This is a genomic window from Vibrio sp. 10N.222.48.A3, assembly GCF_041475345.1.
Classification (GTDB): domain Bacteria; phylum Pseudomonadota; class Gammaproteobacteria; order Enterobacterales; family Vibrionaceae; genus Vibrio; species Vibrio tasmaniensis_A.
Window position 1 is genome coordinate 1 of record NZ_JBFRVX010000648.1, and the last position, 14,938, is coordinate 14,938.

Here is a 14,938-nt window from a genome sequence, read left to right on the forward strand (position 1 = left end):
GCTTAATTTATCTAAAACTCAGCTGTGAAAATTCACCTGAAAACTAAGCCATAAAAGCAGCGATGGTTGCAGAAAAGTCGATAGGATTAACAAATTCGGGATCATCTAATGGAAGTAGACCATGCCAAAGTTGCTCAAGTTCCCCAACTAGTTGAACCGCTTCAGATAAAGTGTAGTCGTTTTTTACTTGTGCTGTCTGAATCCCGATCCAGTTAACCAGTAATGGTAACGTATCGCTAGAAAAGCTATGGCCTTGAGTTTCCGAGGCCTGAGCGTTTATTGAAGCCGCGTAAGATAACAGATCTGGGATCAAAATTTGTAAGTTTTGCTGCCTCAAAGGAGAAGGCACTCCCATCACCATTATCGCTTCGTTATTCCTAGCTTTAAGCTCGATACCAAGCACAGACAGTATTGGACTTAGCGCCTTAGCGACATCGACTAAATCAGCGCCTAATTTGATGGATAAAGGCACTAATAATGGTTGGCTCTTTAACGCGCCATCACGCGTATCAAGCTGACCAACAACACGCAATAACTCAGCCTTAGCCAAAGAAACCAACACACTGCCGTTCTTGTTTCCCATTACCAAATATTGGCGTTCCACTACCGAGACTGCTTTGCCTAAGTCCGTCACAGGTACTCTTGGCTTTAAATGAACAGGGTTCTGTTGAGCAGGCTTAGCTTCTTTATTTTCTATGCTGTCTCTGGTTTCTACGGGTGCCACATGCTCGTGAGGTGAGTATGGTTCTACAACTTGGTCATCAAAATCTGGCGTTTTCAGAAGCTCTTTATAGGCCTTCACTTCTCGCTTAGATGGAGCAGGCTCACCATGATGTTGGTGCAGCTCTTTTTCTTTTTTAGGTTCAGGTCGAGACTCTATCCACTCTTGGCGAGGCGAGCCTGTAAAACTGGTTTCGCGATCCGACGAGCCTCTGCTAGACGATGAACCTCGGTTAGCTGGTGAGCTATAACGCTGCCCACCATCATTAACGCTGTGCTGAGGGTTATCATAAACCTGTTCAGATTCGGCTTTTCTTGGGTAGGCTGGCGTTTGCTCAATAGCATATCTTTCACTATCAGATACTTGAGGTTGTTCTGAACTGCTCGGCATTATGCTTTCAGGCTCTGAGAAACTGGCAATCTCTCCGATACCCGGATTCGAGCTACCTTGCTGATGATGCATCACTTCTGACTGATGAAACGCAGACTGCTTGATCGGTGCTGCATCAATTTGTTTGCTTTGGGCTAAGCCATCACTCAAGGCTTGGTAGATAAAGTCGTGTACAAGGCGGGCTTGATGAAAACGCACTTCATGTTTTGCAGGATGAACATTCACGTCCACCTGATGTGGGTCTAGCTCGATGAACAACACATACGTAGCGAATTGGTCGGGGCGCAAGCTAGTTTCGTAGCTTTGACGAATCGCATGGTTGATGAGCTTGTCACGCATCATACGACCATTCACATAACAGTATTGCAGATCGCTTTGTTGTCTTGCTCCTTCAGGCGTGGTGATCCAGCCATGAAGTTTTAAGCCTTGATGCTCAAGTTCGATCTTAAGCATATGGCGAACAAAAGGATTGCCACATACAGCTGCGATGCGCTTTTCGGCTTGAACTTGTGTTTTTGCAGCGCGGTACTGACGAATCATTTTACCGTTATGACGAAGGTTAATCGTCACATCAAAACGGCTCAATGCAATGCGTTTAAGCAGCTCATCGATATGCGTGAATTCAGTTTTCTCGGTGCGTAAGAATTTACGTCGTGCCGGAGTATTGAAGAACAGATCCAATACCTCAACCGAGGTGCCAATGGGATGCGCTGCTGGCTGCAGTTTCACCTGCATATCACGACCTTCACTATGTGCAGCCCAAGCTTGATCCTGAGTCGTAGGGCGTGAAGTCATAGTTAGGCGCGCAACAGAGCTAATACTCGCCAGAGCTTCACCTCGGAAACCTAGGCTGACGATCGCTTCAAGGTCATCAAGAGTATGAATTTTAGAGGTAGCATGACGGCTTAATGCCAAGGCAAGCTCATCTTTAACAATGCCCTTGCCGTTGTCACGAACACGGATCATCTTAGCGCCACCTTTCTCGATATCGATATCGATACGTGTCGCACCAGAATCCAAACTGTTCTCAACCAACTCTTTCACAACAGAAGCAGGTCTTTCTACCACTTCACCCGCTGCGATTTGGTTAGCTAGCCGAGCTGGCAGTATTTTGATCGTCATATGTATAGCTACCTTACTGCCATTTATAGAAGCACTTCTCGCGTTTGAGATTGCTTCTATGTTCTAAACATTACTTCAACATTAGCCAACTATTTGTGCGGAATAATCAGCACTTGGCCAATGGCCAACTCATCGGAACGTAGTTTGTTTGCTTGACGGATACTGTTGACGCTCACGCCATATTTCGAAGCAATCTTGCCAAGATAATCACCTCTTGCGACTTTATGTTTACGTAGAGGTATATCTTTTACTTCAATGATTTGAGTAACCCACTCAACTTCTTGTATGGCACGATGGCGTTCTTGGTGATTAACACCGTGGTTCACTACTACACAGTCGGCCACATGACAGCGTTAACCGCATTAAAACAGCTGCCTGAGGAAATAGAAGCGACGGCGGCGTCGGTTAACCTACCGCAATACAAGCTGTTCTTTAAAGTGACGGTTCCGGTTTGTTTGCCTGCGATTTTAGATATTGCGACATACCTGTTTATTAATGCACTTACCACGACATCTGCGGTAGTATTCTTGTATTCTACCGATACGATACCTGCGTCAGTTTCAGTACTGAATATGGATGATGCGGGACAAACGGGTGCAGCAGCAGCCATGGCGGTGATGATCATGATATCGGCAGCGAGCGCGAAGTTGATTCATATGTTAATCAACAAGTTATTCGAGAAGCGCACCCAGGCTTGGCGTAAACGCTAGCGAACTATTTTATATTGCAGTTGGCCAAGGAGTGGCTGACGACAAGAACAAGAATAAAAGGAAATGAAGTGCAGTACGTAAAAATCAAAGATGTCATCGTAGAGCAGATAGAGTCGGGGATGTTAACACCACGACAGAAGCTGCCTGCGGAGCGCAAACTGGCTGAATCGTTTGATACAACACGAGTTACGTTACGTGAAGCCTTGTCTTCACTTGAAGCGGAAGGACGAATTTATCGAGAAGACCGACGAGGTTGGTTTATCTCTCCAGCGCCACTGCGTTACGATCCAACACAAACACTGAACTTCACTAATATGGCTTTGTCGCAGAATCGTAAGCCGAAAACAGAATTAGTGGCAGCGAAAGGCATGTTAGCAACCAAGGAAGCAACTAAGCTTCTTGAGCTGCAACCTTTTTCGGATGTTTATCGAGTAGACAGAGTTCGTTATCTTGAAGACAGACCCGTTGTGTATGTGACCAACTACATTCGACCTGAGCTGTTCCCTAATTTGCTTGATTATGACTTGTCTAAATCGTTGACGGACATCTACCGTGAGCACTTTGGCGTGGTGTATCAGAAGATCCGTTACCGAGTGAGCACAACGTCTTTGCTTGGCGAAACCGCGCAAGCCCTGCGTGCGACTTCTGGTTCTCCGGCTATGGTGGTTGAGCGTGTTAATTACAATCAAGACGGTGATTTGATTGATTGCGATATTGAATATTGGCGTCATGACGCGATCAGCATTGAGTCGATCGCACAGCTAGAGCGCTAGTCATACGTTATAGCGTTGGCATACCTGCAATTATGCAGGATTGCCCAATTGAAACGCTCAAAGGTCTCTTATTCGGAGGCCTTTTTTATCACCTGTTGTCAGCCGTTGTGCTAATTCATCAATAATTTAGGAATGAAATGGAATTCTCTGCCATTGTCATCGTGATCATTTCGGCTCTGCTTCACGCGGGTTGGAACGTTCTAGGTAAATCTAATCAAGGCTCGGGCTCGTCATTCTTCTTAGCCTCTGACTTTGCCGCCGCAGCGATATTGACGCCTTACTTGATCTGGTATGTTCACAGTGTTGGACTGTCAAATATCTTACTTCCATTCTGGCAACTGGTTTTCTTGAGTGGGATCTGTCAAATCATCTATTTGATTGGGTTAGGCGCGGCCTATAAACAAGCTGATATCGGTGTGATTTACCCAATGGCACGGGCACTGCCTGTGTTGATGGTGGGTTTAGGCACGGTGTTGATAGGCTATGAATTGTCGGCGAATCAATGGATTGGGTTCACTTTAATAACATTAGGCTGCTTGTTTGTACCACTTAAGCAGTTTTCAGATCTTAGGTTAAAAGCGTATCTCAACCTTGGCGTACTGTGGGCGTTGATCGCGGCCATTGGTACCACGGGCTATTCCATCATTGATAAAGAGGCGCTTCTATTATTAGAGCCTCTAAGCACACAAATCGTTACTAACAAACACACTGCGATTTTCTACCTAGGCATTCAGTTTTGGGCGATTGTGATTCCGCTGAGTGTTTGGTTATTCGTAACCAACCAAAGAATCGAATTTCATAATGCTTGGTTATTGCGTAAAAGAGCAACACTTGCTGGCATCATGATGGCTTCGACTTATGGTTTGGTGTTATTTGCGATGACCATGACAGAGAACGTCAGCTTGGTTGTTGCACTTAGGCAAGTCAGTATCATCTTCGGCGTAGTGATGGGGATCTACTTTTTAAAGGAAAAGTGGCACGTTACACGTGGTGTAGGCGTCGTTTTTATCATTGCTGGCTTAGTTATCTCACTGACTTAAAAAGAAATTAAATCCTACCTCCAACCTATAATGTGACTTTTTAGTCGCATTTTTCTTATTGATAGCAAACGTTTTACTAATGTTAAAGATGTGATCCTTCTCATAGACAAGGCTGTAAAGTTACCGGTAACATCCACCTCAACGTTACCGGTAACATATAATTACAAACCGGACTCTGTGAAACTCATAAGGATACCCAAATGAAAGCTCTGACTAAAACGCTGATTGCTGCCTCCCTCACTGGTCTATTTGCTACTTCAGCAATGGCTGCAGACTTTAAACTTAAAATTCAATCTTCAGACCCTTCTGGTGACTTGAACTTCAAAGTTCAGCAGAAGTGGGCTGAGCGCGTAGAGACGATGTCTAACGGACGTATTGATATCGATCTTCTGCCTGTAGGCGCTGTGGTTAAGCACACAGAAACGCTAGGCGCGATCAAAATGGGCATCCTAGATGGTCACATCACAGCAACAGGTTACTTCTCTGGTAAAGATCCAGCATTTGGTCTTATCGGTAACATGGTTGGCGCATGGTCAGACACTACACAACTGCTTCAGTACATGAACTACGGTGGTGGTAATGAGCTAATGACCGAACTGTACAAGCCTTACGGAGTTCAGTTTGTTGGTGCTTCTACGACGGGTGTTGAATCTTTCATTTCTAAAAAGCCAATCGATGGTGTTGCGGATCTTAAAGGCCTGAAATTACGTGCGCCTGAAGGCCTAGTTCAACAAGTATTTGCAGCCGCGGGGGCAACTCCAGTAAACCTGCCGGGTTCTGAAGTATTTACTGGCCTGAGCAAAGGTGTAATTGATGCCGCGGATTACACGGTATTCTCTACCAACCAAAAAGCGGGCATGAACGATATCGCTACTCACCCAGTTCAACCGGGTTTCCACTCATTGCCGCTTATCGATATCTCTATTTCTCAGAAGAAATGGGACAAGATGCCAGCTGATCTACAAACAATGCTGCAAACATCAGTGCGTGACTTCTCTTACGACATGACGACTCAGCTGAAAATGGCTGACCAAGCTGCGCTTAAAGAAGCTCAAGCGAACCCTGAAATTACTATCCACGACTGGTCTCAAGAAGAGCGTAAGAAGTTCCGTGAAATCGCGAAAGGCCAATGGAAGGTATTTGCCGAGCGTTCTGATAACGCAGGAAAAGTTTACACCTCAGTGACTGTGTTCCTAGAAGAAAACGGCTTACTGTAATTCAAACTTAGTTTACTGACGGGGGAGGGCACTGCTCTCCCGTATTTTCCCAGGAAATTTGGCTCATGACCGATAAAATCCCCCACGCCCCAGCTGAAAACGACGAGCAACCAAGAAATGCGCTTGATCGTTTTGTTATAAAGTTCAGTAATCTCGTTAGCTGGTTGTTTATTTTTACTGTATTGATTTCATTTTATGAAGTTGTGATGCGTTACGCATTCGATGCCCCGACCACATGGGTACATGAAACAGCTTCTTTCATCGGTGGTTCTTTATTCATTATTGGTGGTATCTACGCGTTTGCTGCGAATAAGCATGTACGTGTTGTTCTTATCTACGATTCAGTGTCTAACCAAACACGTAGATATCTTAATCTTGTTCACCACATTGTTGGTTTGGCCTTTGCTGGCATGCTCGCTTACGCGGCTTATTTCACTGCGGAAGAAGCGTGGTTTGCACCTTGGGGTGAATTCCGCCTTGAAACATCAGGCTCAGTGTTAAACGCGCCTTATCCAGCGTTGCTGAAAGGCCTGATCTTTGTCGTTTTGTGTGTTCTTGTTGTCCAGTTTGTATTGCACCTAATCCAAGAGTTGATGGGTCTAAGGAAGAATGACGATGTTTGATTTATCTTCTATTGGTATCGCATGGGGCAGTTTGCTCATGCTGGTTATGATGATTGGCTTGCTACTGACCGGTATGCAGCTAGCGTTCGTAACAGGCTTTGTCGCGATTTTCTTCACTCTGTGTTGGTTTGGTCCTGATGCCTTACCTTTGATCGCAAGCCGTACCTACAGCTTTGCTTCTGGTTATGTTTTCCTTGCTGTTCCGATGTTCGTATTGATGGCGGCTTTATTAGACCGTTCGGGTATCGCGCGTGATTTGTTTGATGCAATGAAATCTGTCGGCCGTAAGGTTCGTGGTGGTGTTGCAGTTCAAACGCTATTAGTAGCGGTTCTATTGGCTTCGATGTCAGGTGTTATCGGTGGTGAAACGGTACTACTGGGTATTCTTGCTCTGCCACAAATGCTTCGCTTGGGTTATGACCGTAAGCTTGCTATCGGTACAACCTGTGCGGGTGGCGCACTTGGTACCATGCTTCCACCAAGTATCGTACTGATCATCTACGGTATGACCGCCAGCGTATCGATTGGCGACCTGTTTAAAGCGTCATTCTTACCAGCGTTTATTCTTGCTGGCTGTTACATCGGCTACGTGCTGATTCGTTGTAAGCTAAACCCTTCTCTTGCGCCAATTCCAAGTGATGATGAGACAGAAGAAGACATCGCCAATCAGCCAAGCTACTTCAAAGCTCTGTTCTTCCCATTGCTTTCTGTCGCAACGGTTTTGGGCAGTATCTACACAGGTATCGCTTCAGTAACAGAAGCGTCTGCCTTGGGTGTAGTTGGCATCATGATCAGTGCGCTAATCCGTGGTGAACTGAACTTCAACATGTTGAAGGAGAGTGCCATCGCAACCATGCGTACTTGCGGCATGATCATGTGGATTGGTATCGGTGCAAGCGCATTGGTTGGTATCTACAACCTGATGGGCGGTATTGATTTTGTTGAAGAAACCATCCTTGCGCTCAGTGGCGGTAACGCGACAGTAACGCTATTAATCATGATGGCTATCTTGTTGGTACTAGGCATGTTCCTTGACTGGGTAGGTGTAGCACTTCTAACAATGCCAATCTTCGTTCCAATCATCACTGGCCTTGGTTTTGACCCAGTATGGTTCGGCGTTGTGTTCTGTCTAAACATGCAGGTGTCGTTCTTGTCACCACCATTTGGTCCTGCGGCATTCTACTTGAAATCAGTAGCACCAAAAGACATCAGCTTAGGTGAGATTTTCTCTTCATTACTGCCGTTCATTGCACTTCAAGTATTGGTTCTGGCACTGGTTATTATCTTCCCTCAGCTCGCGCTTTGGTGGCAATAACAGCGAAGGTTCCTGAGTGAGTTTAACGTTCAGGAACCTATCAATAGCAACACAAGTTTAACTATTAGATTCGATTGTCAGCCCCTGTTTTGGTTGGGGCTTAGGGAAGGCTTGCCTTATGAAAAGCAAAAAAATACTCGTGATGGGCGTATCTGGATGCGGAAAAAGCCTGATTGGCAGCCGTATCGCGCAGGCTTTAGAACTTCAATTCTTTGATGGCGATGACTTCCATCCGCAAAGCAACGTTGAAAAAATGCGTCAAGGTATCCCGCTGACTGACGAAGATCGTCAAGGATGGCTAGAAACACTGAATAAGCAATATATCGAACAACCAAGTGCTGTGATTGCATGCTCTGCATTGAAACCTCAATACCGCGAGATTCTGCGAGAGAACAATGAAGACTTAGTGATTGTTTACCTTCAGGGCAGTTTCGATACGATTTGGAATCGCCATAAAGCTCGTGAAAACCATTACTTTAATGGTCAAGAAATGTTGAAAAGCCAATTCGCAACCTTGGTTGAACCTGAGCTAGATGAAGCGCTATTTGTCGATATATCGCAAGATGTTGAGCAAGTCGTAGAAAGTGCACTCAAACAAATTAAGCAGATAGGTTAAACCATGACTCAGATAAAAAATGACATCGCGATGATTGGTTTAGGCGTGATGGGCAAAAGCCTTGCGCTCAACCTACTGGATAACGGCTTTAACGTTGCTGGCTTTGACTTGAATACAGACAATATTGATCGCGCCAGTTTAGAAGCAAAGCTGCTTAATGAATCGTTTACTGGTAAAGGTCAGTGCACACAAGGGACTAGCCTTGAACATGTGCTGCAAGGGCTCGCGAAACCGCGTGTCATCGCTTTGTCGGTTCCTGCTGGAAAACCTGTCGATATCGTCGTCAATAGCTTGCTTGATGCTGGCTTAGAAAAGGATGACATTGTTATCGATACAGGTAACAGCCTTTGGACAGATACCGAGGCGCGTGAAGTGAACTACAAAGGCAAACTGCGCTTCTTTAGCACCGCCGTTTCTGGTGGTGAAGAAGGCGCTCGTGTTGGCCCTGCGCTCATGGCGAGTGGTGACCAATCGGCTTGGCAATATGTGAAACCGATGTGGGAAGCGATTGCTGCAAAAGTGGATGCTAATGGACTACCGGTTGCTCAGTTTGAAGCGGGTGAAGCGTGCGCGGCGTATGTTGGTCCTTCTGGCACAGGGCACTATGTGAAAATGGTACACAACGGTATTGAATATGCAGACATGCAGCTAATTTGTGAAGTTTACCAGTTCATGCGTGATGTGCTTAATATGCCAGCACAAGAGATTGGACAAGTCTTTGAGCAATGGAACAACGGTGTGCTTAATAGTTACCTGATGGAAATCAGTGCCGATATTCTTCAACAAGAAGATGTGGTGACGGGTAAGCCATTCGTTGATGTTGTGCTTGATAAAGCAGGGCAGAAAGGCACGGGATTGTGGACAGCAGTTAACAGCCTTCAAGAAGGGTGTCCAACCCCAACCATTGCTCAAGCGGTTTATGCACGTGCGATGAGCGGTCAGAAATCACAACGCGTTCAAGGCAGCAAGCTTCTTAAAGGCAATGTTGCCGATGCGAGTCAGTTGGATAAAACAGAAGTTATTTCTGAGCTTCATGATGCTCTATATTGCGCCAAGTTGTCTGTTTATGCACAAGGCTTTGATTTATTAAAGACAGCGTCAGACAAAGAGGGTTGGAATCTCGATTTCACTCAAATAGCTAAGATCTGGCGAGCCGGTTGTATTATTCGTGCCGCATTCTTGCAAAGTATCACATCGGCTTACCAACAAAATAGTGAGCTTGAGAACCTGTTATTTGATGAGGCTTTCATCAAACAAGTGGAAGAGCGTGAGCTTGCTTGGCGCATCGCGGTAGCGAACTCAGCTCTGTATGGTGTGCCGATGCCGGGAATCAGCTCTGCTCTGAGTTACTTCGACTCATTACGTTGTGAGGTTTTGCCTGCAAATCTGCTGCAAGCGCAACGTGACTATTTTGGTTCTCATACTTATTCGCGAGTCGATAGAGATGAAGCTGAAAAATTTCACGTGACTTGGAGTCAGTCTCCAAGAACTGAAGTAAAAGTGAACGCTTAAACAATCAATAACGCCCTCAAATAAGAGGGCGTTATTTTTATTCGTTTTAAACTAAAACAAACATGTAGAACAATGTTGAACAAATCTATTAACTACTGACGTCACCATAACGTATGACCATCATCTCAACATGACTATCATAGGTTGCGCACCTTTGGTTGTGGGGATAATAGATTCCCTTGATTACTTCATGGTTGTTATAGAAAAGTTTTCCCCAAATTGAAAAGATGTTTAATGATTTCGATTATTACAATAATGCTGGAATAGAAATGCGTTCAATTCTTTCGCGTTATGGTTATGACGGGACTGTTTTATCTCAAAAGGTCATTCCTTTTCCGAACTTGTTTACTGGCGCACATTACTTCCCCTCAATTTATGAATACTTACCCGTAGAGCCTTTGAAAGCAGCAAGCGCTGTAGTTCAAGAGAATATCAAAATAATATATAGTAAATTTGCAAATTGTAGTGAGGTTGTAATGAATGTAATGCTATTTAGTAACGGTAAGTTACCAGGTGACACATCACTTTTAGAGTATGGTAAAGAGTGGATTCGTCCAATGATGGAAAAGACTCAGCCTAAAAAAATGTTGTTTATTCCATTCGCAATGATTCGAGGGCAATACTCGGATCGCACGCAGCAATTACAGCAAGTGTTCGATGAATATGATTGCGAAGTGGTGAGTATTCATGAAGCCGAAGACCCAGTGCAAGCCTTGAAAGAGGTTGATGGTATCATCATTAGTGGCGGTAATACGTGGGTACTTAACCGTATGCTTCACGACCTAGGCTTGGTAATACCGATGCGTGATGCTGTGATCAACAAAGGTAAGCTGTTTATTGGTTGGAGTGCGGGAACAAATGTCGCAACCCCAACGATCCGTACTACTAATGATATGCCAATTGTCAGTGCTGCTATCTTGCCTGCGCTTAATTTTGTGCCATTTCAGATTAACCCTCACTATATAGAAGCATCCATTTCTGGGCATATGGGCGAAACACGTGATGAACGTATTGAAGAGTTCTTGTGCATGAACCCAAGTGAAGTCGTTGTTGGTATCCCTGAAGGGACGATGCTGCAAGTGTGTGAAGGAAAATTAACGTACCACACCGCGACAGGCAAGCCAATGAAGCTCTTTAAGCATGGTCAACTTGCTGAAACGTTCACGGCGGACAGCGATCTTGCATTCTTGATGGACATCGGTTGCTAGGTAACGAATAGAGACAGGCTACTGCCTCTTAATAGGGGTTGGCTATGTACGCAATTGCAATGGGTTATACGAAACCCCAATCTTGATCATCCAAGGTTGGGGTTTTTAATACGTAATATACACATCAAGTGTAAGTTGAGAACTTATTGACCATCGTCTTCGAAAATAAGAATTGTTAGTTTTATTGGTGGCAAAGCGACGTGTGTGTTTATGATCTGATATCAAGTTTTAGGTGTTTAGTTCTTCTAAAGTAGTCGAAATTCGTTACTATGTTACCAGTAACATTAATCGTAACCATGATGCTGTCAGTATGCTAAGTAAGAAAAAACGTCCCACATTACAAGATGTTGCCAACCTAGTTGGTGTCACCAAAATGACCGTCAGTCGCTGTCTAAGAGACTCTTCACAGGTATCAGAAGCACTGCGAGATAAGATCAGCGCTGCAGTCGACGAGTTAGGTTACATCCCTAATCGTGCGCCAGACATTCTTTCTAACGCAAAAAGCAATGCTATCGGTGTTCTTGTTCCCTCGTTAACTAACCAAGTTTTCGCCGAAGTTATCCGTGGCATTGAACAAGTCACCGCGCCTGCAGGCTACCAAACCATGATTGCCCACTATGGCTATAGCGCAGAACTGGAAGAGCGAAGCATCGCTTCACTGCTTTCTTACAACGTTGACGCGATTATCCTGTCAGAAAATGTGCACACAGATAGAGCGCGTAAAATGCTGCAGACTGTTTCTATCCCTGTGATTGAAATTATGGATTCGGTGTCTCCCCGTATTGAACAAGCAGTGGGCTTTGATAACTTTGAAGCGGCTAGAGCGATGACTAAAACCATGCTCGATCGAGGGCGTACCAATATCGCTTATTTGGCTGCTCGAATGGATGAACGTACTCGCTTGAAAATGGCGGGATATGAGCATGCGATGCAAGAGGCCGATAAAACGCCAGTAACGCTGCAAACGGAAGACGCGTCCTCGTTTACTTTAGGCGCAAAACTGATTGGTGAGTTACTTGATAAGCATCCTGAAGTGAATGGTATTTTCTGTACTAACGATGATTTGGCCATTGGTGCTTTTTACGAATGCGTACGACGTGGTATTCAAGTACCCGAGAAGATGGCGATTGCGGGTTTCCACGGACACGACATCACAGTGGCGATGACGCCGCGTTTAGCGACTGTAGTAACACCAAGGGAGCAGATCGGTAAAGTCGCTGCACAGCAAGTTGTAGCGCGTCTACAAGGCAACAAAGAATGGGTGGCGAAGCTGGATCTCGGTTACGAGATTGAAGTGGGAGAGAGTATTTAATCTTACACTTCGGCTTTGCTCTTCATTGGATTCAAACTAAAACGCCCTTAACGAGATGAACTTCGCTAAGGGCGTTTTTATTTATCTGGCAAAAAGATGTATGTAGTAACAGACTTAACCCGCTAAAGCTTGAGCATCTTGTTGCTTCAACACTTTGTGGCCGTCTTCAGTGACGCCACGTTTCCAGTAGCTGCTGATGTAGATGTTCTCTTTCGCGACTTCTTTTTCGTTGCGGAAGTATTGTCTCAGCTCGCGCATGCTTTCAAACTCACACGCTGCCCAAATTGAAACCTGACCGTCTAACCATTCTAAATTGCGAACCGTTTGTGAAAGTGTTTCTTCAGTTTCATCTTCAATCAACCAAGTGACTTTTATACCTTTAGGTGCTTCAAGCGTTTGTTTATCTGCTGCTGAATTGATCTGGATGACGGCGTGACCTATTGCGTGCTCTGGAAGCGATTTTACTTTTGCAGAAAGCGCAGGTAGGGATGTCATGTCTGCAGCTAAGAAGAACCAGTCTGACCCTAGGTTAAGTCCTTGAATTAAACCTGGGCCAGCCACTGAAACTGTGTCACCCACTTTCGCGTTCATTGCCCACCTTGCTGCAAAACCACACTGCAAATCTGTAGTGATGTGGCGAACGAAATCAACCTCAATCCAGTTTTCTACAGGGTTGTACTGACGAATGGTGTAAGTGCGCATGGTTGGGCGCTCATATTCGTTCAGTTGGCTTAAATCAGTGGTGCCGAGTGGCGAGAACAAAAGCTTGATGTAGCCGCCGGCACATTCGGTTGGGTACTTACTTAATCCTTCACCGCTAAGCGTTATACGCTGCATGTTCGGTGTAATGGTTGAGGTTTGAGTAACAGTTAATGTGATAGGGCTAGGCTTGCTCATATAAGGCTCTCTCAGGTTCTGATTCCGACATCATAATCCTGAACTAAAAAACACTCAATACTAATAGTTATCATTTACTTTGATTTACACAGAGCAACGTAACTTGAATCACCAATTTATTTACCCTGGCATCCATACCGACAAAAAAGCCCTTTAGAAAACTAAAGGGCTTGAAGTGTTATAGCTATTTAACGTGAGCAGAATTAGCTGTTTGCTTGCTCTAGTTCGATCGTCTCATCTGCGGCTTTCGCTGCGTCTAGCATCTTACGAATAATGAACGATGCTGCCATTGCGATACCTACCATTACAACCGCTAGAACAGTCAGCATTTGGAAGTAATCACCGTAAACCGTTTGAACGATCTCTTGTGTGATCTCTTGGCCTTTCTCAAGTGCAATAGACGTTGAGAATACGGCACCAACAATGCCTGACATTGCGATTGCTACAGAGAATAAGCTTACTGAGAAGTTCTCGATGTGCTTAGGTGCAACAGACAGAATGAAGGCTACAACCATAGAACCAACAATAACTTCACCAAATGCTAGGAAGAAGTGGATTGCTAAGAACACTTCAGGGCGAATCAGAATGTCTTCACCTACGGTCGTTACTGCCATCGTTAAGATACCGAAAGCGATCGCCGTCAGAATGAAAGAGAAACCTACTTTGGTTGCGGTAGAGAAGTGAATATTTTTCTTTTCTAGCTTAGAGAAGATACCCGTAATAATAGGGCCTGCAACCATACACCAAAGTGGGTTCATTGCCATTGAAGCTTCCGGGGCTACAGGGATGAAGCCGAGTAGATCGCCACGCATTGTGTTGATCGCTACCATTGTCATCGACGTCATCATTTGGCCGTAGTACACGAAGAAGCATGTCGTCAGAAATGTGATGATTAAGATAGTACCCATTTTCAGCATGTCTGATTTCTTCGATTTCATCATCAAAGAGACAAAGTAGATGATTGCTGCCGCGCCGATCGCGTAAACGATGTTCTGACCAATATCCATGTTAGAGAACATGAAAAATACCAAGCCAATCATTGCAGCAGAAAGACCAAGGAACGCAGCCCAGTTTTTCGTGCTAACTGGTTTTTGGTCGATTTCAGCACTTGCTTCAACAAGGCCTTTGCGAACAAAGAGCATCATCAGAAGTGCAGCACCTGCTAGAACACCTGAAAGAAGGAAGCCACCGTGGAAACCGACAACTAGCACTAGCATTGGGAACAGGTATTGACCTAATAGAGCACCAATATTGTTTACTGAGTAGTTGATTGGGTAGCAATTTTCGAAATCTTCTTGAGTTTTGAACGTGCGTTTGTAAAGACTTGGGTAAGAAGGGGACATCAAACCACGCGCATAACTCGCTAAAGCAATACCACATAATGCCATTGGAACATTAGTCGCTGCGGCACCGAGTACCAGTAGACCGTACCCACTTGCGAATCCGAGAAAGGCAATGGTCAATGATCGGTATGCGCCCTGT

12 protein-coding genes and 3 pseudogenes are annotated in these 14,938 nt (G+C 44.9%); 11 read left to right on the top strand and 4 right to left on the bottom strand.

The window, feature by feature from the left end:
* Nucleotides 1-43: 43 nt before the first annotated feature.
* A complete protein-coding gene (gene mutL, locus AB4653_RS17635) occupies nt 44-2,233 on the bottom strand; it encodes a DNA mismatch repair endonuclease MutL (protein WP_102258452.1) in 2,190 nt (729 codons plus the stop codon).
* A gap of 89 nt (nt 2,234-2,322) precedes the next feature.
* Nucleotides 2,323-2,490, bottom strand: a pseudogene (locus tag AB4653_RS17640) (LysM peptidoglycan-binding domain-containing protein); the annotation flags it as partial.
* Between AB4653_RS17640 and AB4653_RS17645 the strand changes: the two are divergent.
* The 11 genes and pseudogenes from AB4653_RS17645 to gntR form a co-directional block, all read left to right on the top strand.
* Nucleotides 2,473-2,943: pseudogene (locus AB4653_RS17645) on the top strand (ABC transporter permease subunit); the annotation flags it as partial. The pseudogenes AB4653_RS17640 and AB4653_RS17645 sit on opposite strands and share 18 nt — an antisense overlap.
* A gap of 68 nt (nt 2,944-3,011) precedes the next feature.
* Nucleotides 3,012-3,716 (top strand): phosphonate utilization transcriptional regulator PhnR, encoded by a 705-nt coding sequence (gene phnR, locus AB4653_RS17650; RefSeq protein WP_009845628.1) that lies wholly within the window; start codon nt 3,012-3,014, stop codon nt 3,714-3,716.
* A 137-nt stretch (nt 3,717-3,853) separates the two neighbouring features.
* Complete coding sequence (locus AB4653_RS17655) at nt 3,854-4,756, top strand: EamA family transporter (RefSeq protein ID WP_102257516.1); 903 nt, start codon at nt 3,854-3,856, stop codon at nt 4,754-4,756.
* 200 nt (nt 4,757-4,956) lie between these two features.
* Nucleotides 4,957-5,973, top strand: coding sequence for a TRAP transporter substrate-binding protein (locus AB4653_RS17660; RefSeq protein ID WP_009845626.1), 1,017 nt, complete (start codon nt 4,957-4,959; stop codon nt 5,971-5,973).
* Between the two features lie 65 nt (nt 5,974-6,038).
* The gene (locus tag AB4653_RS17665; protein WP_009845625.1) at nt 6,039-6,596 is read left to right on the top strand and encodes a TRAP transporter small permease subunit; all 558 of its coding nucleotides are present in this window, start codon (nt 6,039-6,041) and stop codon (nt 6,594-6,596) included.
* Complete coding sequence (locus AB4653_RS17670; protein ID WP_009845624.1) at nt 6,589-7,911, top strand: TRAP transporter large permease subunit; 1,323 nt, start codon at nt 6,589-6,591, stop codon at nt 7,909-7,911. The genes AB4653_RS17665 and AB4653_RS17670 overlap by 8 nt, the downstream gene beginning before the upstream one ends.
* A 118-nt stretch (nt 7,912-8,029) precedes the next feature.
* Nucleotides 8,030-8,527, top strand: coding sequence for a gluconokinase (locus AB4653_RS17675; protein WP_009845623.1), 498 nt, complete (start codon nt 8,030-8,032; stop codon nt 8,525-8,527).
* 3 nt (nt 8,528-8,530) lie between these two features.
* A complete protein-coding gene (gene gndA, locus AB4653_RS17680) occupies nt 8,531-10,039 on the top strand; it encodes an NADP-dependent phosphogluconate dehydrogenase (RefSeq protein WP_009845622.1) in 1,509 nt (502 codons plus the stop codon).
* A gap of 248 nt (nt 10,040-10,287) precedes the next feature.
* Nucleotides 10,288-10,491, top strand: a pseudogene (locus AB4653_RS17685) (peptidase T); the annotation flags it as partial.
* Between the two features lie 24 nt (nt 10,492-10,515).
* A complete protein-coding gene (gene pepE, locus AB4653_RS17690; protein ID WP_170962706.1) occupies nt 10,516-11,247 on the top strand; it encodes a dipeptidase PepE in 732 nt (243 codons plus the stop codon).
* A 310-nt stretch (nt 11,248-11,557) separates the two neighbouring features.
* Nucleotides 11,558-12,559: a gluconate operon transcriptional repressor GntR gene (gene gntR, locus AB4653_RS17695; RefSeq protein WP_083784033.1), complete on the top strand. Its 1,002-nt coding sequence runs from the start codon at nt 11,558-11,560 to the stop codon at nt 12,557-12,559.
* Between the two features lie 114 nt (nt 12,560-12,673).
* Here gntR and AB4653_RS17700 read toward each other — a convergent pair whose 3' ends face one another.
* Nucleotides 12,674-13,456, bottom strand: coding sequence for a siderophore-interacting protein (locus tag AB4653_RS17700; RefSeq protein ID WP_009845619.1), 783 nt, complete (start codon nt 13,454-13,456; stop codon nt 12,674-12,676).
* A gap of 203 nt (nt 13,457-13,659) precedes the next feature.
* The coding region (locus AB4653_RS17705; RefSeq protein WP_372104860.1) for a major facilitator superfamily transporter at nt 13,660-14,938 on the bottom strand (1,279 nt) is incomplete at its 5' end.

Excerpts from the sequence above, each read along its gene's own strand:
- AB4653_RS17655 (WP_102257516.1), top strand. The coding sequence starts at position 3,854 with ATGGAATTCTCTGCCATTGTCATCGTGATCATTTCGGCTCTGCTTCAC.
- gntR (WP_083784033.1), top strand. The coding sequence starts at position 11,558 with ATGCTAAGTAAGAAAAAACGTCCCACATTACAAGATGTTGCCAACCTA.
- AB4653_RS17700 (WP_009845619.1), bottom strand. The coding sequence starts at position 13,456 with ATGAGCAAGCCTAGCCCTATCACATTAACTGTTACTCAAACCTCAACC.
- gndA (WP_009845622.1), top strand. The coding sequence starts at position 8,531 with ATGACTCAGATAAAAAATGACATCGCGATGATTGGTTTAGGCGTGATG.
- AB4653_RS17665 (WP_009845625.1), top strand. The coding sequence starts at position 6,039 with ATGACCGATAAAATCCCCCACGCCCCAGCTGAAAACGACGAGCAACCA.
- AB4653_RS17660 (WP_009845626.1), top strand. The coding sequence starts at position 4,957 with ATGAAAGCTCTGACTAAAACGCTGATTGCTGCCTCCCTCACTGGTCTA.
- AB4653_RS17670 (WP_009845624.1), top strand. The coding sequence starts at position 6,589 with ATGTTTGATTTATCTTCTATTGGTATCGCATGGGGCAGTTTGCTCATG.
- AB4653_RS17675 (WP_009845623.1), top strand. The coding sequence starts at position 8,030 with ATGAAAAGCAAAAAAATACTCGTGATGGGCGTATCTGGATGCGGAAAA.
- mutL (WP_102258452.1), bottom strand. The coding sequence starts at position 2,233 with ATGACGATCAAAATACTGCCAGCTCGGCTAGCTAACCAAATCGCAGCG.
- pepE (WP_170962706.1), top strand. The coding sequence starts at position 10,516 with ATGAATGTAATGCTATTTAGTAACGGTAAGTTACCAGGTGACACATCA.